The organism is Pseudomonas sp. LBUM1673, assembly GCF_059695645.1.
The window spans coordinates 2,503,927-2,524,639 of the sequence record NZ_CP166780.1 but is presented as its reverse complement, the minus strand read 5'-3'; the positions used below and the strand labels follow the sequence as shown (position 1 = coordinate 2,524,639).

At 58.4% G+C, this 20,713-nt stretch carries 18 protein-coding genes; 8 read left to right on the top strand and 10 right to left on the bottom strand.

Translation table 11 applies throughout. The features are described 5' to 3' along the window. Positions 1-17 precede the first annotated feature (17 nt). From ACA044_RS11425 to ACA044_RS11415, 3 genes are all read right to left on the bottom strand, one after another. Positions 18-1,859, bottom strand: a complete 1,842-nt coding sequence (locus tag ACA044_RS11425; protein WP_497446428.1) for a carbamoyltransferase family protein — start codon at positions 1,857-1,859, stop codon at positions 18-20. Further along, positions 1,856-3,901, bottom strand: a complete 2,046-nt coding sequence (locus ACA044_RS11420) for an iron-containing redox enzyme family protein (protein ID WP_497446427.1) — start codon at positions 3,899-3,901, stop codon at positions 1,856-1,858. The genes ACA044_RS11425 and ACA044_RS11420 overlap by 4 nt, the downstream gene beginning before the upstream one ends. A gap of 177 nt (positions 3,902-4,078) precedes the next feature. Beyond that, positions 4,079-5,128, bottom strand: a complete 1,050-nt coding sequence (locus tag ACA044_RS11415; protein WP_497446426.1) for a hypothetical protein — start codon at positions 5,126-5,128, stop codon at positions 4,079-4,081. Positions 5,129-5,755: 627 nt separating this feature from the next. On the opposite strand from ACA044_RS11415, the gene ACA044_RS11410 reads away from it, so the two are divergent. Beyond that, entirely contained in the window at positions 5,756-6,208 is a 453-nt protein-coding gene (locus ACA044_RS11410; RefSeq protein WP_497446425.1) for a cupin domain-containing protein, read from the top strand. An 8-nt stretch (positions 6,209-6,216) separates the two neighbouring features. On the opposite strand, the gene ACA044_RS11405 is transcribed toward ACA044_RS11410, so the two are convergent. Continuing rightward, the gene (locus tag ACA044_RS11405) at positions 6,217-6,939 is read right to left on the bottom strand and encodes a tellurite resistance TerB family protein (RefSeq protein WP_497446424.1); all 723 of its coding nucleotides are present in this window, start codon (positions 6,937-6,939) and stop codon (positions 6,217-6,219) included. A 248-nt stretch (positions 6,940-7,187) separates the two neighbouring features. Beyond that, entirely contained in the window at positions 7,188-8,129 is a 942-nt protein-coding gene (locus ACA044_RS11400; RefSeq protein WP_497446423.1) for a class I SAM-dependent methyltransferase, read from the bottom strand. A gap of 264 nt (positions 8,130-8,393) precedes the next feature. On the opposite strand from ACA044_RS11400, the gene ACA044_RS11395 reads away from it, so the two are divergent. From ACA044_RS11395 to ACA044_RS11385, 3 genes are all read left to right on the top strand, one after another. After that, positions 8,394-8,765, top strand: a complete 372-nt coding sequence (locus ACA044_RS11395; protein ID WP_497446422.1) for a VOC family protein — start codon at positions 8,394-8,396, stop codon at positions 8,763-8,765. A gap of 198 nt (positions 8,766-8,963) precedes the next feature. Then, positions 8,964-9,686 (top strand): phosphatidylcholine synthase, encoded by a 723-nt coding sequence (gene pcsA / locus ACA044_RS11390; RefSeq protein ID WP_497447207.1) that lies wholly within the window; start codon positions 8,964-8,966, stop codon positions 9,684-9,686. A gap of 11 nt (positions 9,687-9,697) precedes the next feature. Next, the gene (locus tag ACA044_RS11385) at positions 9,698-10,084 is read left to right on the top strand and encodes a DUF488 domain-containing protein (protein WP_497446421.1); all 387 of its coding nucleotides are present in this window, start codon (positions 9,698-9,700) and stop codon (positions 10,082-10,084) included. Positions 10,085-10,273: 189 nt separating this feature from the next. Here ACA044_RS11385 and cuyB read toward each other — a convergent pair whose 3' ends face one another. Together cuyB and ACA044_RS11375 are read right to left on the bottom strand one after the other, a co-directional pair. Beyond that, on the bottom strand, positions 10,274-11,851 hold the full coding sequence (gene cuyB / locus ACA044_RS11380) for a cysteate racemase (RefSeq protein WP_497446420.1): 1,578 nt from the start codon (positions 11,849-11,851) through the stop codon (positions 10,274-10,276). 11 nt (positions 11,852-11,862) lie between these two features. Next, positions 11,863-13,155, bottom strand: a complete 1,293-nt coding sequence (locus tag ACA044_RS11375) for a dicarboxylate/amino acid:cation symporter (RefSeq protein WP_497446419.1) — start codon at positions 13,153-13,155, stop codon at positions 11,863-11,865. A 234-nt stretch (positions 13,156-13,389) separates the two neighbouring features. Between ACA044_RS11375 and ACA044_RS11370 the strand changes: the two genes are divergently transcribed. Together ACA044_RS11370 and ACA044_RS11365 are read left to right on the top strand one after the other, a co-directional pair. Then, positions 13,390-14,313, top strand: coding sequence for a LysR substrate-binding domain-containing protein (locus ACA044_RS11370; RefSeq protein WP_497446418.1), 924 nt, complete (start codon positions 13,390-13,392; stop codon positions 14,311-14,313). Between the two features lie 330 nt (positions 14,314-14,643). Further along, positions 14,644-15,570, top strand: coding sequence for a universal stress protein (locus tag ACA044_RS11365; protein WP_497446417.1), 927 nt, complete (start codon positions 14,644-14,646; stop codon positions 15,568-15,570). A 196-nt stretch (positions 15,571-15,766) separates the two neighbouring features. Here the strand turns inward: ACA044_RS11365 and ACA044_RS11360 are convergent, their stop codons facing one another. Both ACA044_RS11360 and ACA044_RS11355 read right to left on the bottom strand, forming a co-directional pair. Continuing rightward, positions 15,767-16,579: a class I SAM-dependent methyltransferase gene (locus tag ACA044_RS11360; RefSeq protein WP_497446416.1), complete on the bottom strand. Its 813-nt coding sequence runs from the start codon at positions 16,577-16,579 to the stop codon at positions 15,767-15,769. A 37-nt stretch (positions 16,580-16,616) separates the two neighbouring features. Continuing rightward, a complete protein-coding gene (locus ACA044_RS11355; RefSeq protein WP_497446415.1) occupies positions 16,617-16,889 on the bottom strand; it encodes a DUF4242 domain-containing protein in 273 nt (90 codons plus the stop codon). Between the two features lie 787 nt (positions 16,890-17,676). Here ACA044_RS11355 and ACA044_RS11350 point away from each other — a divergent pair. Beyond that, positions 17,677-18,723, top strand: a complete 1,047-nt coding sequence (locus ACA044_RS11350; RefSeq protein WP_497447206.1) for a class I SAM-dependent methyltransferase — start codon at positions 17,677-17,679, stop codon at positions 18,721-18,723. Between the two features lie 218 nt (positions 18,724-18,941). Here the strand turns inward: ACA044_RS11350 and ACA044_RS11345 are convergent, their stop codons facing one another. Continuing rightward, positions 18,942-19,835 carry a LysR family transcriptional regulator gene (locus tag ACA044_RS11345; RefSeq protein WP_497446414.1) on the bottom strand — a complete coding sequence of 298 codons (894 nt, stop codon included), beginning with the start codon at positions 19,833-19,835 and terminating at the stop codon, positions 18,942-18,944. A gap of 152 nt (positions 19,836-19,987) precedes the next feature. On the opposite strand from ACA044_RS11345, the gene ACA044_RS11340 reads away from it, so the two are divergent. Continuing rightward, positions 19,988-20,686 (top strand): CoA transferase subunit A, encoded by a 699-nt coding sequence (locus ACA044_RS11340; RefSeq protein WP_497446413.1) that lies wholly within the window; start codon positions 19,988-19,990, stop codon positions 20,684-20,686. Positions 20,687-20,713: the final 27 nt, after the last annotated feature.

Sequence of the window (20,713 nt, the reverse complement as noted above, 5' to 3'; positions counted from 1 at the left end):
CCTAGTGTCTGAAATAGTTAATCCAGCGGTACTGTCTCGCGCCAGTCGACCGCTTCCTCAAACTGAGGCTGCTGCGACTTATCAAGGTAGAAATCGCCAATCGCCAGCACATCCATATGGGTACGCATGAAGCAGCGATAAGCTTCGAACGGCGTGTTCACAATGGGCTCACCGCGCACGTTGAACGAGGTGTTGACCAGTACAGGACACCCTGAACGCTGGTAGAAGTGTTCGAGCAACGCCCGGAACCGCGGGTTGCGCTCCCGGTCCACGGTCTGCACCCTTGCCGAGAAGTCCACGTGGGTGATTGCTGGCAGATCGCTACGCACCAACTTGAGCAAGTCGATGCCGGTAAGCCGCGCACTCTCCTGTGGGATCGTCTTGCGAATGACCTTTGCAATTGGCGAGACCACAAGCATGTAGGGGCTTTCCTCTACGATGTCGAAGTAGTCTGCCGCTTTTTCCTCAAGCACCACGGGAGCGAAGGGGCGGAAGGACTCGCGAAACTTGATGCGCAGGTTCATGTTTGACTGAGTGTCCGAGCGGCGCGGATCACCCAGGATCGAACGGCTGCCAAGTGATCGTGGACCGAACTCCATTCGACCCTGGAACCAGCCGATGACCCCGCCCTCCTCTATGCTGGTGATCACCCGCTGGTCGAGTTCTTCCTGCGAAAGCCTGTGAAAAACAGCGCCGCAGGCTTCCAGTTCGTCCCTGATCTGCTCCTCGCTGTACTCCGGCCCAAGCAATGCTCCGCTCATGCCATCACGGACGCCAGCCGGTAGTTCGCGGCTTGCTACCCTGCGATGCTTGCGATCAGTCAGCAGCGCGGCGCCCAGCGAGCCACCCGCATCGCCAGCTGCCGGTTGCACCCACAGTCGGTCGAACGTTCGCTCACGTGAGATCACGCCGTTGGCTACGCAGTTAAGGGCAACGCCCCCAGCCATGCATAGCGATGTCTCGCCAGTGAGCTCATGGGCGGTCTTGGCCAGACGCGAAACGACGATCTCTGTGACTTTCTGCACCGATGCTGCCAAATCGAACTCGCGATCGGTAAGGGGGGCCTCGGGCAAGCGCCGGGGGCCACCGAATAGCTGCTCAAAAGCATCGCCCGTCATGACTTGGCCCTTGATGAACTCGAACTTGGTCCAGTCGAGTCTGAAGCTGCCATCGGGCTTCACATCGATCAGATGCGAGAGGATCGTGTCGACGTAGAGAGGCTTGCCATAAGGCGCAAGTCCCATGAGTTTGTATTCGCCGGAGTCCACCTTGAAGCCGCAGAAATAGGTGAAGGCCGAGTAAAGCAGACCCAACGAATGGGGGAAGGACAACTCTGCGACCAGCTCGATGCCTTCTGGCTTACCGTGCCAGAGAGTGGTCGTCGCCCATTCGCCGACACTGTCGATACACAGGATCGCAGCGCTCTGGAACGGACTAGGGAAGAACGCCGATGCAGCGTGGGACTCGTGGTGGCCATGCACTTCGATTTGGCGACCGTCCCGGTCTCCCATCGTTCTGAGATGACGCACGACCTCACGGTCCATTCGGCGCTTGGTTGATAGCCATTCGCCAAGCACCGGTGCATAGGTGCGCGCTGCCGAAAACCCAGCCACGGCTGCCGTCGAGAGCACCCGACGGAACTTGAGCGCCGGGTCTTCGTAATAGGCGACATGGTCGACATCGGCCAGGTTTATACCTGCGTTCTTCAGGACGTACTCAATGGCCCTGCGTGGAAAACCCGGGTCATGTCGGATCCGACTGAAACGCTCTTCCTGGGCCGCGGCGACGATCTTGCCGTCCACCACCAGAGTGGCCGCGCTGTCGTGATAAAAGGCAGAAATGCCAAGCGTAACCGTCATAGCAGCGACCTCACTTTTTCGCGAAACTTATCCAGCATTGTTTGCTCCCTGGGTGGATTGAGCGCGACGAATCCATTACGGACGCGCCTCCAAAGTTCATCACGGTCACTTCGAGAAAATGCGCAAAGGTAGGTGTCCAGACTCGCAGCAGCCCATGCCGTATGCCCGGTGGAGATGTTGTCGATGGAGTTGTGCAGATCGACGAACATCGTCGGATAGCCGTAGGCGACCAACGCCTTGTGGGTACGCCGATAACCGCCACCGACACCGGATAGCTCCATCGCCAGGTTCAGCCCGAGAATCTCCGGGCAGTAGGTTTGGGGATATCGTCCGATCGACAACCAGAACACGGGCAGCTCGAAGTCTTCGTCGTTGAAGCAAGCTGCGTTGGCGTATCCAGGGTCGGCGGTGGCTGGCAACTCGCCATGTACTGCCTTGAGCAGATGGCGGTAGATGACGGGATGGTTCTGCGCCTCGATTCCGTTGCCCAACTCATCGAAAAGCGTTTCAAACAGTCGGCTGCCGTACGCCGTGGAGGCGACCGCCGGGTGGGCGAACCCGGCCAGCCAAGCCCCGTCGATCATTGTCAGCGGCGCCAGGGACAGGATATCGGCGACCACCTCATCGCGAGACGGCAGCTCTTCGTTCTGCTCCAGTGCCTGGTTGGAAGCTTCATGCTGGCCCTGCAACCACTGCTGCAGGACGCCGGGAGCCCAATGCTCTGGCAACGAGCAATGCCCCTTGGCGACGCCACGGGCGGCCCTGGCCAGCCAGCTCTTCACGTAGTGACCGGCATAGGATTCCTCCGACGGCGTGAGCTCCATGCGCAACATGCGCGGGTAGGCCTCTCGTGGACTGAATCTTTCGACCAACGCTTGGGTTTCAGCGTCCTCGCGAAGACTCCCGGCGAGTATCCCGTCGTCTTTCCATACCTGGAAAGCCGGGGGCTGCATGGGCGCATCGGAGTAAGGCAAGCTGGAGACCCAGCGGTGAAGAATGGCAATATCGTCGCGACTGAAGATTCGGAACATCTTGCCCCGCGGCGAAATCAGGCTGGTGAGCAGTGGACTCGATTCCGGTTTGCCCGCCCGCACGTAGGCGCTGGCGGCAAGATGGTCGAGGAACTTCAAGGAGTCGTCGACCTCGAGCAAGGGCTTCATCGGCACCTTATTCAGCCGTGTCTTGTCATGGTATTGGCAAGCATCCAGCCGACGTCGGCTGATCAGGTGGCGTGCCGCCTCTCTCGGATCGAGCCAGCGCTCAAGCACATTGAGCAGCGCTTCGTTCATCTCCTCGACCTGCCAGCGCGCCCACAGGTAGCCTTGGCGTACCCCATCGTTTTCGGCCGCGCCCATTTGCACGAGAAATTCCCGGACTGCCATTTCAGCGAGCACAGCGAGATCGTCGGTACTACCGGTGGGGTCGCGACCCAGATCGAGAAATTGGCGGGCGGACGGCTCATTACGGGCGATGAACTCGAACGAGGGCAGCAGCCCGCAATGGCGCAGGTAAAGGTTGACCCCCAATATCTGGGCCGTCAGCGACTCCGGGAAATGCCCCAGTACGACCAGGGTCGAGGCAAAGTTGAAGGCTCCGTCCGAGATCCTTGGGTCGGCCACCGCTCGCAGGAGATCTTCGCCAGCATCTGCCAGCGCATGCTGACGCAGTAATTCCTGGTAGCGCTGGATACGACTGGCGCCCGGCTGACCGGCACCCACATCCGCCGCATGGATACTCAGCGCTGCCATGGCATGGTGCGCTTCATTATTCCAGCTGCCACACACCCCATGAATCAGGTGCTGGCTGCCAATCAGAAAGGGAGCCGACTCCAGCGCCGCCTTGGCACCCAGCGCCTGGGCATCCGCTTCGTTCGTCTCGATTGCCTGTGCCAACCTTCCGAATCCGTCGCGCAATGGTCTGAGCCGTTCGCATGCAACGCTCGCCAGCCCCGCCAAAGCCGTCGCGCAGGTGAAATCGACGCCTGCCAAGTCCGTCCCATGTACCGCATCCAGGCAAGTGCGCAGGGTGACCGGCGTGAACATGCGCCTGGCCTCTCCCCCGGTCTCGGCCCCGAGGAAACTGGAAAAGATTTGCCTATTAGTCTTCATCAGTGCATTGGATATATGGAGGAATTGTTTTTCTTCTTGGATTTTTTCTTTCTCTTGAACAAAGAGCCAAGTGCCTTGCGAATTCGCTTGAACATAGAGCCTCCTAAACTTTCACTGCAGGTATCGATGAATGGCGCGTGCTACGACATCACTGCCAAGGTCGGTAAAGTGCGCGCGATCAACGAATAACCATTCATCGCCCGGACGCTCTCTAAAATCATCTATCAGACAGGCAAATCGAACACCCAAGTCATGACATCCATTGGCCAGGCTATCAGCGTAATATTCCGCGACGGTGGGGGCGGATATGTCGCCATACAAATACTGCCAAGTGCCAAACCGGGAAATTCGATCAAGCTCGTCGAACAGTTTCTGCTCTTCGGCGCACGGCGTTCTTACCCAAGTCGCCAAGGGCTGGAGAACAAACGTAAGTTCCGCGCCCAAAGAATCAGCGAGTCGTTTCCAAGTAGTCAGACAATTTAGGGTGTCTTGTATGGCGCGTGCCAGAGTTTGCGAAACCGGCGGCACCTCGGTCGTTTCGGCTGGCCACTTTGGAAGTTTTTCAGGCGGCAGTTCTGCGCCATTCTCCTCAGCAATTTCATCAAACTTTTCGTAATAGTCACCGCAGAAGTAGAACGGCGGCAGATCACCTCGAATGAACTCAGGAAGACGCGCCATGACCAGAGTATTGAAGCCTCCCATGATCACGATCCGTCGCACTTTGGGCAGCCGATGGGCATGCAGCACAAATAGCATCAATTCCTGGGTCGAATTAAAGGTATGTCCAGCAAAATTCAGCCATGGCGTACCGTCGGGGTCATGCGTGGACAGGCGGCTCGCTACCGAAGCAGCATCACTGGAAGCCCCGTAACCCAAGGCTGACGAGGCCCCGACCAGCAAATTTACCTCTGACAGCGCGCTGGCCTCCAGGGTGCCGACACTGATCGGCCGGCCTTGCGCATCATGGGCCAGGCGAAATCCGAGCCGATCGGTATTGATCGATTCCGAACGGTAGTCGGCGGCATTGAAACCCATCACATAAGGCAAGTACTGGGAACGACTGCGACTGGCGAATTGATCATAGGTAAGCATCTGAGGTGTCAACTTCACACGCTCAAGACTGGAGTCATCCAGTGCAATGCGCTTGCGTCTTTTAAACATGGCCAAGCCACTCCTTTAACGAGAATCAGAATTCCATTTGACCAGCCAAATTTTTTTCGGGGCGAATGACGCCACCCATTTCGAATTCTTAATATCGAAAGTGCGAATTTGCCATTAACGACCCATGGCAAGCCAAGCTTCATAAGTTTTGGCTATTACTAACCCAAACCGTTAGATGCAGGAAGGTCGAAATTAACTAAAAGCGTATGCGAGCAATAAAACTCACATCGCGATGCGACGAGGCGGAAAATTCAGTTATGGCTGTTGCGAGGTGCAATATGACGGTATTGCATACTGCAATACTGTGATGCGCAGAGCTTCCATGCATTGTATCGTCCCTTTACCTTTATACTTTTCAGCCCCTCAGAGAGGACTCGTTCGATCGAGTGTAGACATTGGATCCGGGATGTCAAATGAAGTACCTATATTTTTTTATGGGGAAGAATATTCATGAAAAGGGCGAGCCAATCAACAAACCCTATGAATGCCCAGCCACTCACGCCAATGAAATGACAGCCTTTATATTGACGCTGAAATTACCCGGACAGACGGACCGATGTTGCAGCACTTACTGGCGGCGCAGTGAATATATTCAGCGGATGGGGATTCATGCCTCGGAGAGCAATCATGCGCACGGTTCACGTCATCGAAGCCGGGAAAACGCCCGCGCCGGTCAAGGTTGTTGGAGAGGCAATCACTATTCTTGCCGGCGGCGATCTGACCAAACCCTTTGAAGTGCATATCCAGGAAGGCGTGCAAGGTGGCGGGCCGCCACCTCACTTTCACCCTTGGGACGAAGCGTTCTATGTCATCGACGGGCAGGTTGAAGTGACCGTCGAGGGCCAATCCACCACTGTCTCGACCGGGGGCTACGTGCATATCCCCGCCGGGTCGATCCATGCCTACAAGAACATCAGCCCCACCGCGAAAATCATCGGCGTGGTTTCCGACCCACGAGGCGGTCAGCTCTTTGCAGCACTGGATCAACTCAAAGTGCCCGAAGACCTGCCTCGGATATTGGAGATAGCCGAGAATTTCGGCCTTACATTTCTGCTGCCCAAATCACCAGAACACGTGTAGGGGAACGTTCAGGCAGCGCCGCCCTTGGCCTGTTGCTCCAGGTGCAGCTGCAACTCTGGATCGATCTTCAGCGCAGCGGCCAATTCATCCAGATAGTTGCGCTCCGCGTCTTGTTGGTCGTCCACCAACATCACGCTGGCCAGGTACATCTCGGCGGCCATGCCCGGGTCCTGGGCGGACTGCGCCACATCAGCAGCATCCAGTGGCCGGGCGACTTCGTCATCGAGCCATTGCTGCAGTTGCGGATCGTCGGTATGGCGGCCGATTTCGGTACTGATCATGTGTTTCTCGGCATCATCGATTCGGCCGTCGGCCTTGGCGGCAGCGATCAAGGCACGGAGGATGGCGTGGCTGTGGTCTTCGACTTCCGGACCTGACAACAGGTCAACGGTGCGCGGCGCCTGTTGTGGTGCCGACGCCTGGCTGCGTTGCCACGCCTGATACGCCTGGAACGCCATCATCCCCAAAGAAGCCAACGCCGCGTAATTGGTGCCGCCCGAACGTGTCTGGGTCGAACCGCCCATGGGTGATCCGCCACCCAGCAGACCACCGAGTAAACCACCCAAGCCTCCGCCGCCCGCACCGGCACCCGAGCCGCGTCCTAACAGGCCACCCAGCAACCCGCCAAGATCGCCCAACCCTCCTTGAGCTGACGCCGCACCACCACCTTGTTGCGACGACGAGCCTTGGCCGGCCCGCAGTAATTGTTCGAGCAGATCGCTGGTGTTCATGACGGCGTCCTCATTAATGGCAAAGACTCAGTCAGGCAACGATAGCCCTCGCCGGACACCTCCGCCATATTAGTACTCACCGGTGCAGCCGCCCGCGAGGCGTCGGGAAGCGGGGGGGGGGTAAAGCCTCCCCTACCATTCCCCGAACTGCTACGTCGAATGACTGCCATAGCTTCAGAAAATGCAGAAATAGAGCCGACTCTGACGGAGGGGCGAGTAATCGTCCTGACGCCTGATTCAGGTGTAGATCAATCTGACATCGGTGACGGAGAAGGGCCAACAACGCGGGCGTGTGCAATGTGAGCTGCTGTAGCGGATCGCAGACCGTTCACACCGGACGCGTCATATCGAGCAACTGCTTGATCACCGTTCAAGTCCTCAAGGAGCAACAAGCCTGCAGCTCGCAGTTGCTCCCCAAGCATTTCCGGGTCGAAGCCAGACAAAAATGCCTCGCCCGCCGAAGACACCTCAGTCTTCAGCTTGCGGAACGCTTCTGCCACAAGAGCTCCTGGATCAAAAACCCTCTGGTCAACGTAGTTGAAGACCAGTTCGCTTCCCGCCGGCGCGCATGAGGCAATCGCCCGAAGGGCAGAGAGATTTGCCTCCTGAGTAAGGTACATCGTCACGCCGAGCCATGAGAAGAATGTGGGGCGGGTGGGTTGGAATGAAGAACGTGCCAGGGCCGCCCCCAAAGTCTCGACCGAAAGGTCGGCGGCGACAAATTCGACCGATGTCGACTCATCGACGGCGCACGCCGCCAAGCGTTGTCGCTTCATCGCTTGCGTAGCAGGATGGTCGATCTCAAAGACGGTAAGTTCCGCGGACCAGGTTGGTCGTCGATACGCAAAGCTGTCGAAGCCGGCGCCGATGATCACGTACTGCGTTACCCCTCGTTCGACAGCTGCCTCTAGCGCATCCTCCGCATAGCGAGTGCGGGTAATCACGTCGGCGTAGGCGGCATTCGCACGCAACGACTGGCCGAGGACTGCGTCAGGGGCCCCCGCCGCGTTGGCTCGCGCAGTCGGGGGCATGCTGTCGAGAACGCGTTGGCATAGCGCCGCGCGAACAGTATCTGGAACCAGTCGATCGCCCCAATCGTCATCAAGCAGAGGGGCTGGGTCATGGCGCGAATGCAGCGCGCGCATCAGCGACGTGGCGAGGGCTGTGCGGCTGGCGTCCAGTGGGTTCATGCGGTCTCCGGGAATCAGGAAGGCGCAGTCTCCAACTCCATAAGCATTCTGTAAAGCGCATTGTTTTGAACGTCATGCACACAATGAACTCTCTAGATCTCAACCTCCTTGCCGCACTTGATGCTTTGTTGACGACTGGCAGCGTTACCACAGCAGCGCAACGTCCGGCCGACATCGTCAGTGTTGCCCTGCCCGTTCACACTCCTGACAGAAACTGACACCGCCTCCTTTTATGCTGCCCCCCACCTTATATGGAGCAGCCCAATGATCACTCCCCGTTATATTTTGCTTTTCGTGGAAAACCCCGCCGTCAGTGCACGGTTCTACGAGTTTCTGCTGGAGCGCAAGCCCGTGGAAGAGTCGCCGACTTTCGCGCTGTTTGTCCTGGACGGCGGCTACAAACTGGGGCTCTGGTCACGGTACACCGCCGAACCTGCGGCGGGTGCAACGGGCGGTGGGACCGAGCTGGCGTTCCCGGTGGAATCCGCCGAACAGGTCGATGCACTGTTTGCCGATTGGAGCGCTCTTGGGTTGACCATGGCGCAAACGCCGACAGAACTCGACTTCGGTCGCACTTTCGTCGCGCTTGACCCGGATAACCATCGGCTGCGCGTGTTCTACCCCTCGCTGAGCTGACGCCCGTCTCGACATCGGTCAACGCTCAATACGTGCCCCGGATATTTCCGGGGTATTTTTTTGTGCGGGGTCTAAGATTCAAGGGTGGTGAACCTTATTCGCGAAAATCCGGTCGATACCTGCAACCCGACCCGGTTTGCCGACGCCCTCAACAGGAGGGTGATGACTGGCTTGCTTCACTTTCTGGAGAACGCCCCCGTGATATCCACCGTACACATTGCCAGGCTCAAAGCATGGGGCGCCCATGGTTTTACCGCCACTGGCGTGGTCACTGCCTTCCTCGCGACCCTCGCCTTGCTGGAGAACCAGCCCACCAATTGCCTGCTGTGGCTGGGCGTGGCGCTGATCGTCGACGGTCTGGACGGCGCGCTGGCGCGCAAGGTCAATGTGCAGTCGGTGCTGCCAAGTTTCGACGGCTCGATCCTCGATCTGGTGATCGACTACCTGACCTATGTGTTTATCCCGGCGCTGTTCATCTACCGTTACATCCCGTTGCCGGACTACACCCTGCTGCTGGCCGTGTCGCTGATTCTGGTGTCGTCGCTGTTTTGCTTCTGTAACGTCAACATGAAGAGCAAGGACAACTACTTCCAGGGCTTCCCCGCCGCGTGGAACGTGGTCGCGCTGTGCCTGTACATCATCGATCCGTCGCCATGGATCACCTTTCTCACCGTCATCGGCCTGGCGCTGTTGACCGTGACCCGAATGAAGTTTCTGCACCCGTTCCGCGTGCGCCGATTCATGCCGATCAACATTGCCGTGACAGCCATCTGGTTGCTGTGCAGCCTGTCGCTGGTGGTCAACCACCCGGTCATCAACCCGCTGGTGATGAGCCTGTGGCTGCTGATGTCGGCGTACTTCCTGGGGATCTGCTTCTGGCGCACGGCGCTGGAGTGGTTCGATGGCTCGCGGCTGAAATAGGCACTGCGATCATGCCCATCCACATCGTCCAACTCGGCTCACCCCGCACCGCGAATGAAGGCCTGCGCCTGGGTACGGTCCGCCGCCCGCCCCGGGGCGTGCCGAAGGCCGAATTTGCCAGCCGGGATTTTTATGATGTGTGGCAGCCGCTGCTGTCCCCCAGCCCCGAGTTGGTGGCCGAAGCCAAAGCGGCTGAAGATGCCAAAGCCTGGGAGGCCTTCAAACGCAAGTTCAAGGCCGAGATGAACCATCCTGCGCCCAGTCAGCTGCTGGATCTGCTGGCCGCCCTCTCCCATCAAACGTCGCTGGCTGTGGGGTGCTATTGCGAGGAAGAAGCACACTGCCACCGCTCCGTATTACGGGAGTTGCTGGAGGCACGAGGCGCAAAAGTTGTCTAGATAAAGAAAACACCACAAATCCCCCTGTGGGAGCGGGCTTGTGTGGTGAGGGGGCTTGCCCCCGTTCGATTGCGAAGCAATCGTAAATCTGTCACCACTTCTCTAATTCAAGATCGCGGCGACTGGTTTGGGGGGCGCTTCGCACCCCAACGGGGGCAAGCCCCCTCGCCACACAAGCCCGCTCCCACATTAAAGCGTCGGCGTGACACCCATCGCATGAGCACCGCCGATCCCTTGTGGGAGCGAGCCTGCTCGCGATGGCGATTTCCCGGGCATTTGCGAATCTGATCGTTCCCGCGGATTTTCACGGGCGAGCTGAACACACTTCATTGCCAGAATGGTTGTCGGGTCGATCAATGCCACTGTATGACCTTTGATCATGAAGCTCTCCCTATGCGCCAGCACCAGAGGCAACTCCGTACATCCCAGGATGAGCACATCGGCGCCCAGTTCACACAAGTGCTCTGCGGCGATCAGGAGCTGGTCCTTACAAAGGCCCTCGGTGAACCCGGCCTTGATGCCCAGCTCCCCATAAATCGCATCCATGACCAACGCTTGGTAGTCCACACCGGGGGCGACTATTTGCAGCCCGGCTCGCCGGGCAGCTTCGTGGTAGACCTGACTTTTTATAGTGCCCGACGTCGCCAGCAGCCCAACTGTTTTTCCAGCGCCGTACTGCGCAGCGATCGCCTCTACCGTCTCGGTCAGCATGTTCACAATGGGTACACGCAGGTGTGCCTGAATACGCTCGACAAACGCGTGAGCGGTGTTGCATGGAATCGCAATAGCATTGGCTCCAGCGCTTTCAAGCCGCTTGCAGGTGGCATACATCGCCATCGTCGGATCGGTTTCGTCATACAGCAGGTTGGCTGTGCGATCTGGAATCTGGGGGTTTTGTTCGACCACCATTTTGATGTGTTCCTGATCGCGGCCTGCCGGTGTATGCGCGACGACCTTGCCCATGAAGTCGACCGTGGCAGCAGGCCCCACCCCGCCCACTATCCCCAGCTTGAATGGAGGGCGATTCGACTGACCTTTCTCCTGGGTCGCGAAGCCGGCATAAATCTCGTTGATATCCAGAACCGTGATGCCCCGACGCTGCAAGTCACCACAAATCAACGAGAGCTCGGTCATGCCAGGCAAGACGATCGTCGCCCCCTGTTGCTGAAGCGAAAGGCAGGCCTGATACACACACTCCAGGGGGACGCCGTCAAGGTATCCATCCTTGATACCGTTGACACCATACATGGCCTCCATCAACCCTGACTGTTCATCATCAGCTGGATATACGAGCTTGAAGTCGCTGCCGAAATAGCGCTCAAACAAGCCGGAGTGACAAACATAATCTGACGCAATGATGCCCAATACAGCGCCGGGTTCAGCGATATGGTCAATGTGCTTGCGTAGCGCGGCCATCATATCCAGAACAGGTATACCCATCTCCGTCTGAATCTCTTCCCGGAAGGTATGGCTGGCAAAACAAGGCAGCAAGACAGCGTTGACTTCACTTGCTTCGAATGTCTGACAGACCTGAAAAACATAGAACTTTCTGGACGTCATGCTCGCGTCCCGGTCCAGGGGCATCAGGACATCTTTGAACGGATGTTGCTCGAACAGGAAGTGATAGCGGCCTTGATCCTCCAGCACAGCCCTGGACTTTACCAACTTGTAGAAAAGATCGCCGCCGGCCAGAGAGCCAAGCCCGCCAACGATGCCTAGTTTGCGTACCAACGACGACGCACGGGACGGCTTTGATTTACTTTTCATGGTGATAGCTCTCAGGCGGTGGCTACGGTGCGATCAGGGAATGGGGATACCTCGGTTTGAGGTACGTCGTCCGACTCCTCGTGCGGCTCTGATTTAGCAATCACAGCCGTTGCGATGCTATTGCCCACAACGTTGGTGGCAGTCCTGGCCATATCGAGGAACTGATCAATACCGATGATCAGCAAAATGCCGGCCTCTGGCAGATTGAACATGGGTAACGTCGCCGCTACGACAACCACCGAAGCTCGGGCTACACCTGCCATTCCCTTGCTGGTAATCATCAGCGTCAGCAAGATGAGAAGCTGCTGCGTAAAGCTCAAATCAATGTTGTAGGCCTGAGCAATGAACATGATGGCGAACGCTTGATACATCATCGAACCATCAAGGTTGAATGAGTACCCCAATGGAAGTACGAAGCTGGATACGCGCTTGGGCGCACCGAATTTCTCCAGTGCTTCCATGGTTTTTGGATACGCGGACTCACTACTGGCCGTCGAGAATGCCAACAGAATGGGTTCACGAATCAGCTTGCCCAGGGTAAATACCGAACGCCCCAGAAACAGGTAACCGGCAGCGAACAACATGCCCCACAGAATCACAATGCCCAGGTAGAACTCGGCAATCAGTTTTCCGTAATCAACTAGCAAGCCCAGACCCTGGGTGGTGATTGCAGAGGCGATGGCGGCAAAGACACCGATCGGTGCAAATGCCATGACATAGTCGGTGATCTTGAACATCACCTTTCCAAGCTCTTCAATGCTATCGGTAATCTTCGTGTAGCCAGCGCGTTTGACACCTGCCAGCGCAAAACCGAAAAACAAGGAAAACACCACGATTTGTAGGATTTCATTATTGGCCATGGCTTCAGCAATGCTTCGCGGGAAAACGTGGCTTATGAACACCTTGAGGCTGAAGTCACCCGTGTTCACCACTGCCGGTGCGCCGCCGCCCTGAGCCACCTGAAGATCCAGACCCGCGCCTGGCTGGAAAACATTCACCAGTAACATGCCAATGAATAGGGAAATGACTGACGCCGAGACGAACCAGACCATAGCCCTTGCACCGATCCGCCCTACTGATCGGGAATTGCCCATGCTGGCAATACCACCGACCAGTGTGGCGAAAACCAAGGGTGCAATGATCATCTTGATCAACCGCAGGAAAATGTCCGTCACCATTGAGAAATACGAGGCGATCTCCTTTGCGGCTTTCTCATCCGCTGAAAAATGATGGCAAGCCCACCCGACAAGGACGCCCAAGACGATGCCAATCGCAATCTGGCGCGGTAATTTATTTTTTTTCACGGTGCTTTTCCTCAAGTGGTGTTGTAGATTTTTTTACTTGGCAGGAGACAAGGTTGAAGTGACCCCGTGCTCTGCGGCAGCGGGGCTGTAGCACCGATTTTAAGGACGCCATTGGCGCAGGATGATGAGTAATCACCATAGGGCGATGCGTTTTTGGAATAGTTTGCGAAATACCCTCAATGGCTCCATCCCTGCGCAGTAAACTCTTCATCAGAGGCGCAATGAGGAGCCAACATGCAAACCAAATGGTTGGACGATCTTCTGGCAATTGCCGAATGGAAGAATTTTTCTCGAGCCGCAGAAGTCCGCTGCGTCACGCAGTCCGCGCTGTCTCGGCGCATTCGCTCACTTGAGGAATGGGTGGGAGCCGAACTGGTAGATCGCGGTACTTATCCTGTTCAGCTGACTCAAGCTGGCCGCAGTTTTTGCGAGGAGGGTCGCGAGGCGCTAGCGGCGTTGCTGCAATTGCGATTGGCCCTTCGTGAAGGAGAAAGGATGCCTGGCCGCTCCATTCAGGTCACCGCCGGGCACAGTCTTTCAATGACATTTCTGCCTAAATGGCTCACCCAGTTTCAACGGCAGAATGAGCCCTTCAATGCTCGCGTTGTGGCCGCGAACATCCACGATGCCGTCGTTGCAATGGAGGAAGGTGGCTGCGACTTGATGATCGTCTACCATCATCCCCTCGCCCCGATCCAGCTCGACCCCGAGAAGTTCGGGAGTTTGACCCTGGGGCATGATTTGTTTGTTCCACTGTGCGCACCTGACAAGAACGGAAAACCCTTACATCGGTTACCGGGGGCGGCAGGTAAGCCAGTACCGCACCTGGCTTATACCGCGACCACCTTTTTGGGGCGCGTGGCCGATATCGTCATCAAGAATGCACCCACTGCTTGCGTTCTTGATCGTTGCTTTGAAGCCGACATGGCAATGCTGCTGATGAGGATGGCGATAGAGGGATATGGCGTAGCCTGGTTGCCCCTGAGCGCGGTGACTGATGAACTGGAGCAAGGGCAATTGGTGCTGGCCGGCGGCGATGAGTGGAGGACTCGCCTGGAGATACGCTCATATTGTTCAATCGCCAATCAAAACCCCACGATGCGCGACCTTTGGAAGACGCTCGAGGCCACATCGCGAGCAAGCTCGCTCACCCATTAGAACGTCGGCGTGACACCCCATCGCATGAGCACCGCCAACCCCTTGTGGGAGCGGGCTTGCTCGCGAAGGGGCCAGCCCATTCAGCATCCATGTTGCCTGACCCACCGCCTTCGCGTTCAAGCCCGCTCCCACATTATTTGGAACGTCGGCGTGTTGAGGAAAGGCTCAGGGCGTGACCCCGCTGATGTGCTTACGGACGAAAGGTTGATCATGGTCAATACTTAGAGGATTGAATGGCTATCGAATGACCACACGTCGGGCGCCCAGTCGCTCTCCCATCGCAGCTCCAGGGGGACCGCCGTCTGCTCGTTTACCCACGGGAGGTTTGTCATGTCTGGTCAAGCACGTTTCATGCTGGTCGCCTCGCCCCTGATGGAACACAGCCCCGCCTTCGACCGGGCCGCGGCGCTGGCCAAGGCCGAGGATGCGGCCTTGCACATCGTGGCCTTCGACTATCTGGAAGGCCTGGCAACCGCCAGCATGGTCAACGAAAAGGCTCTGGAGCAGATGCGTCTGGGGTACGTCGAGCGCCACCGCCAGTGGCTTGAGGAACAAGCCCGTCCCTTGCGCAAGATTGGTGTACACGTCACCACTGAGGTGGCCTGGGTCGAACGCCCGCTGGAGGAGATCCTGACCCACCTCAAAGAGCAGCCGATGGACGTGCTGATCAAGGCGCTGGAACACCCATCGCGGCTGTCGCGGCTGGTGTTTACCCCCCTCGACGTGCATTTACTGCGCGAATGCCCGGTGCCGCTGCATTTCGTCAGCCATGCCAAACATGCGTTGCCGCGCAAGATCGTCGCGGCGGTCGACCCCTTCCATAATGATGATCAATACAAAAGCTTCAACGACCGGATTCTGCACGAAGCGTCAAAACTGGCGAGCGCCTGCAATGCCCAGCTCGACGTGGTCTACGCCTATGACCTTTCGTCCATCAGCTCGGACGAGTTCAGCTTCGAGAACGGTTCGGCGTTTTTCGCTTCGGGCAAGGCCAAGACCCTGTTCGACTTCCAGGAGGATGCCTTCAACGAACTGGCCGCGCGCAACGGCATTGCGCCGGAGCAACGGCACATGATCATGGGCAGCCCGAGCAAGGTGCTGACCCGTTATGCCGATACCTATGACGTCGACGTGATTGTCATGGGCCGGGTCGGCCATCGCGGCATGGGCCGACTGATCGGCAGCACGGTGGAGCATCTGCTGTACAAAATGCCGTGCAGTGTGTGGGTGGTGTACACCGAGCGGCTGGATGAGTGATCGGGCGGCTCAAATAGTCAATTCTGCACATACCCCTGTGGGAGCGGGCCCTGTGGCGAGGGGGCTTGCCCCCGTTGGGTCGCGAAGCGGCCCTAAAAGCTTTGCGACTGCTTCGCAGCCGAACGGGGGCAAGCCCCCTCACCACAGAAGCCCACTCCCACAGGGCCCGCTTCCACAGGGGTTTTGTGTTGTCGTTTCAACGCCGGGTGATCACCACCTCCAGGTATTCACTCGGCACCACCAGCGACCGCTCCCCCGCTCGGTTGAGCCGATTCAGCAGTTCAGTCAGGTCTTTTTCCAGGGCTGCGCCCCCTTCAGGTGGCAGGGTCGCAAAGGCCTTGTGAACCGGGCCATACCAGGTGCGGAAGGTGTCGATGTAGTGCGCGGCCGAACGATAGCGAAAGTTGAACAACCGCCGTGTCACCTGGAGCTGGAAGTCGCGCTGGTCGAAGTGCGAGTTTAACCAGGCTTCGGTACCCCAGTTCGAAGGTGGTTGCGCTCCTGGTGGTGGCGGCATGTGGCGGCCCAGGATCTTGAACATCTGGCCGATGTAGCCTTCAGGCGTCCAGTTGGCGAGCCCGATCCGGCCTCCCGGGCGACACACCCGCGCCAGTTCCGCGGCGGCCTTGGGCTGATCCGGCGTAAACATCACACCGAAGGTCGAGAGCACGGCATCGAAACTGGCGTCCTCGAACGGCAAGTCCTCGGCATCGGCCACCTGAAAGGTCACGTCCAGGTGTTCCGCCCGTGCGCGGTCTTCGCCGCGTTCAAGCAACTTGGCCACGTAGTCGGTGGACGTGACCTTGCAGCCCCGGCGCGCGGCGGCGAGCGTTGCGTTACCGTTGCCGGCGGCGACGTCCAGCACGCGCTCATCGCAGAGCAGGTCGCAGGCCTCGGCCAGTTGTTCGCCGACGATCTGTAAGGTGGTGCCGATCACGGCATAGTCGCCGCTGGCCCATGTGGCCATCTGACGGTTTTTCAGGGCTGTGAGGTCAATGGGTGTGCTCATAAAGTCAACTCCATTGCAGGTTGGAACACGTCCCGGCTTACTCCGCCGTGATGGGGTCGATGATGCTCACGACTTGGGAAACGCTGTTGATGGGAAAACCGCCCTGTTTGGCGTGCTCCCTGATGAGTTCCTCGTTTGGCGCGATGTATACGCAGTAGATCTTGTCGCCGGTGATGTAACTTTGCAGCCATTGCACTTCCGGCCCCATCTCGCGCAATACATCGCAGGATTTCTGCGAGATCGCTTTGAGCTCCGTTTGCGGCAGTGCACCGGCACCCGGCAGCTCGCGTTCAATAATGTACCTAGGCATGGCAACCTCCCATTCTTGATCGTGATGATAGAGTCGGTAGTGACCCCGTCTACAAACTATCGCTCCCGTATACGTCGGCGTCCTGCCGATCGTCCGGAGAGTTCACGAAATATGGCATTCTCCGATGCATGGTCACCTATCTGTAACGCGGCATTAACAGATAGCCTTGCTTCGCCGAAAACGGGTTACACGGCAGGCGTCTTGGCTAATGCCTGTCAGTTAAGGACAAATCGGACATGTAGGAGCCAGCGGTGCGACGATCCGACTTGCCGGCGAAGGCGCTTTTAAGGACGCCTTCGCCAGCAAGTCGGATCGTCGCACCGCTGGCTCCTACGAAAAGCGGTTTACTCGCTTAACTGACTGGCATAGACGCTTTGGCCTCTTCCAGCAGTTAAGAGACGTTTTCCACCGCCAGGCGCCGCCCGAGAATGTCCTATGACTGACGAATTCGGGCAGCGACGTGCTGCGCTGCTGTGAGGGGAGTCTGCATGGTGTCGATCTCATTCCGGGATCCGGTCTCCAGCGTCTGAAAGCTCAGTGCCGGCCGACAGGCCCAGTCAAGCGCTGCGGTGTGTCGGGTCTGTGTTCGCAACCGCCCCTATTCTCAGGGCACTGTATCGGACAGGCAGCCCGATACAGTGGGATACACGAACTAGACTTATTGATTCCCCCGTAGGGGAACCAGGACGCGGTCATCGTCCTGTTCATTCCCACGATCACCGCCCAGAGGTGCATGCCTCGACCAACAATGCCTGCGGGCCGTGATCCTGTTGAAGGAGCACACATGATGGACGAGGCCAAACTCAATGATTTCATGGGCAAACTGGTGAACGACATGGGCGGCGCAGCGATGCTCGCCAACGTCATCCTCGGCGACGAGCTCGGCCTGTACCGGGCCATGGCCGACAGCCAGCCAGTAACCCCCGAAACACTCGCCGAGAAAACCGGCTGCAATACCCGCCTGCTGCGTGAATGGCTCAGCGCCCACGCTGCCTCAGGCTATATGGAACACCACGACGGCCAGTTCCGCCTGCCCGAAGAGCAAGCCCTGGCGCTGGGGATCGAAGATTCACCGGTCTATGTGGCCGGCGGTATCGGGGTAGTGGCGTCGTTTTTCCATGACAAGGACAAACTGGTCAACGCCATGCGCGGCAACGGCGCCCTGCCCTGGGGCGATCACCATCCGTGCATGTTCAGCGGCACCGAGCGGTTCTTCCGCCCAGGGTACAAGGCGCATTTGGTCAGCGAATGGCTACCGGCCCTCGACGGTGTGGTCGCCAAACTGGAAAGCGGCGCCAAGGTAGCGGACATCGGCTGCGGCCACGGCGCCTCGACCGTGATCTTGGCGCAGGCGTTTCCGAATTCGCGGTTCGTCGGTTTCGACTACCACGCGCCTTCGGTCACTGTCGCCACCCAGCGCGCCGAAGAAGGTGGCGTGTCCGGCCGGGCGCGGTTCTTCCAGGGCACCGCCAAGAGCTATCCGGGCGACGACTATGACTTGGTCTGCTACTTCGACTGCCTGCACGATATGGGTGATCCGGTCGGTGCCGCAAAGCATGCCTATGAATCGCTCAAACCCGATGGCTCGGTGCTGCTGGTAGAGCCCTTCGCCAACGACACGCTCGACGCCAACACCACCCCGGTGGGACGGCTGTTCTACGCCGCCTCGACCTTTATCTGCACACCCAACTCGCTGTCCCAGGAGGTCGGCCTCGGGCTCGGTGCCCAGGCGGGCGAGGCACGGTTGCGCAAGGTGTTCACCGAAGCTGGGTTCACGCAGTTCCGGCGGGCCACGGAAACGCCGTTCAACCTGATACTGGAGGCGCGTAAATAAGGGCAGGCTGGTTTGCCCGGATGCAACAGACGAAACCGGATCCTGTGGGAGCGGGCTTTTGTGGCGAGGGGGCTTGCCCCCGTTGGGGAGCGAAGCCCCCCTAAAACCAGTGTCTGCGATCTTGAGTTAGAAAGCGGTGACTGGTTTTACGACTGCTTCGCAGTCGAACGGGGGCAAGCCCCCTCGCCACAAAAGCCCGCTCCCACAGGAGACCGTGATCAGTTGAGGCGATCGCCGAGGTTTTCGGCCTTGAGAATATCGAACAACGCCTGCGCTGCCGCCGACAGTTCATGCCCCGTCGTCAACACCCCGATCGCCCGTTCCACCACCGGGTCCCGCAGGGTAATGCAACGCGCGCCCAACTCGCGCATCTGCCCGGCGCACAACGCCGGCACCGCGCTCACTCCCAGTCCGCTGGCCACCATCCGCCCGACTGTCGCCAACTGATGACTTTCAAACTCCACCGGCAGTTTCATGCCCCGCGCCTGCAAGTGCTCTTCGAGCATCACCCGCACCGTGGACGGTCGCTGCAAGGTAATGAACGGTTCCCTGAGCAAGGTCTGCCAATCGATATCGTCCAGGTCCGCCAGCGGTGAATCAAACGGCACCACCGCCACAAACCGGTCGATGTACAACGGGGTAAATTCCAGCGACGAACTCTGGGTCGGTTCAAACGCCACGCCCAATTCCACCTGGCGGTCGCGAACCATTTCCAGCACCTGCTCGTTGATCACGTCGTTCACCGTGACGTTGACCTTGGGATAACGCGCGCGAAAAGTCCTGAGGATCGGCGGCAGCAGGTTGCCGGCAAACGACGGCATCGCCGCCAGGGTTACGCGGCCACGCTGGAGGGTGAAGCGTTGCCGCAGTTCATCCTCGGCATTGTCCCAGTCCGCGATCAACCGACGGGCCAGTGGCAACAGCGATTCGCCTTCTGCGGTCAGTGCGACGTTGCGGGTATTGCGCGTGAACAGACGCCCGCCCAGGCCCTCCTCCAGCGCCTTGATGGTCAGGCTCAACGCCGACTGGGACAGGTGCAGCCGCTCGCACGCCACGGCAAAACTCAAACTCTGGGCCACGGCCAGAAATGCGCGGATCTGTTTGACGGTCATGGCCACTGTCTCCAACGGTAAGCAGCTTCTACAATTAGTGAGTTTTATCTATCAATCAACCTTAAAAATCAACTTAACAAATAAATCCTCCGGCGAGACACTCCCTCCCCATCCGGCTAGCCAGCCGCCCACAAAGAATAAAAGAGGTGCATATGGCAGGGTTCGACAAGCGCGTGTATTCCTATGAGGAAGCGATGGCAGGTCTTGAAGACGGCATGACCGTGATCTCCGGCGGCTTCGGCCTGTGCGGGATTCCGGAAAACCTCATCGCCGAGATCAAGCACCGAGGCACACGTGATCTCACCGTGGTGTCCAACAACTGCGGCGTCGACGGTTTCGGCCTCGGTGTACTGCTGGTAGACCGGCAGATCCGCAAGGTGGTGGCCTCCTACGTTGGCGAAAACGCCTTGTTCGAGAAGCAACTGCTGAGCGGCGAAATCGAAGTCGACCTGACCCCTCAAGGCACCCTCGCCGAGAAAATGCGTGCAGGTGGTGCCGGCATCCCGGCGTTCTTCACCGCCACTGGCGTCGGCACTCCGGTGGCCGAAGGCAAGGAAGTCCGTGAGTTCAAGGGCCGCAAGTACCTGATGGAGGAATCCATCACCGGGGACTTCGCCATCGTCAAAGGCTGGAAAGCCGACCATTTCGGTAACGTGATCTATCGCCACACTGCCCAGAACTTCAACCCGCTGGCCGCCACTGCCGGCAAGATCACCGTGGTCGAAGTCGAAGAAATCGTCGAACCCGGCGAGCTGGACCCGTCGCAGATCCACACCCCTGGCATCTACGTCGACCGGGTCATTTGCGGCACGTTCGAAAAGCGCATAGAACAGCGCACCGTGCGTAAGTGATCCCCTGCCCCCAGCCCGAATGAAGGA

Coding starts and splice junctions, on each gene's coding strand:
- ACA044_RS11370 (WP_497446418.1), top strand. CDS start 13,390: ATGCAAACCAAATGGTTGGACGATCTTCTGGCAATTGCCGAATGGAAG.
- ACA044_RS11415 (WP_497446426.1), bottom strand. CDS start 5,128: ATGTTTAAAAGACGCAAGCGCATTGCACTGGATGACTCCAGTCTTGAG.
- cuyB (WP_497446420.1), bottom strand. CDS start 11,851: ATGAAAAGTAAATCAAAGCCGTCCCGTGCGTCGTCGTTGGTACGCAAA.
- ACA044_RS11365 (WP_497446417.1), top strand. CDS start 14,644: ATGTCTGGTCAAGCACGTTTCATGCTGGTCGCCTCGCCCCTGATGGAA.
- ACA044_RS11410 (WP_497446425.1), top strand. CDS start 5,756: ATGCGCACGGTTCACGTCATCGAAGCCGGGAAAACGCCCGCGCCGGTC.
- ACA044_RS11395 (WP_497446422.1), top strand. CDS start 8,394: ATGATCACTCCCCGTTATATTTTGCTTTTCGTGGAAAACCCCGCCGTC.
- ACA044_RS11360 (WP_497446416.1), bottom strand. CDS start 16,579: ATGAGCACACCCATTGACCTCACAGCCCTGAAAAACCGTCAGATGGCC.
- ACA044_RS11420 (WP_497446427.1), bottom strand. CDS start 3,901: ATGTTCACGCCGGTCACCCTGCGCACTTGCCTGGATGCGGTACATGGG.
- ACA044_RS11340 (WP_497446413.1), top strand. CDS start 19,988: ATGGCAGGGTTCGACAAGCGCGTGTATTCCTATGAGGAAGCGATGGCA.
- ACA044_RS11345 (WP_497446414.1), bottom strand. CDS start 19,835: ATGACCGTCAAACAGATCCGCGCATTTCTGGCCGTGGCCCAGAGTTTG.
- ACA044_RS11400 (WP_497446423.1), bottom strand. CDS start 8,129: ATGAACCCACTGGACGCCAGCCGCACAGCCCTCGCCACGTCGCTGATG.
- ACA044_RS11355 (WP_497446415.1), bottom strand. CDS start 16,889: ATGCCTAGGTACATTATTGAACGCGAGCTGCCGGGTGCCGGTGCACTG.
- ACA044_RS11425 (WP_497446428.1), bottom strand. CDS start 1,859: ATGACGGTTACGCTTGGCATTTCTGCCTTTTATCACGACAGCGCGGCC.
- ACA044_RS11350 (WP_497447206.1), top strand. CDS start 17,677: ATGGACGAGGCCAAACTCAATGATTTCATGGGCAAACTGGTGAACGAC.
- ACA044_RS11385 (WP_497446421.1), top strand. CDS start 9,698: ATGCCCATCCACATCGTCCAACTCGGCTCACCCCGCACCGCGAATGAA.
- ACA044_RS11405 (WP_497446424.1), bottom strand. CDS start 6,939: ATGAACACCAGCGATCTGCTCGAACAATTACTGCGGGCCGGCCAAGGC.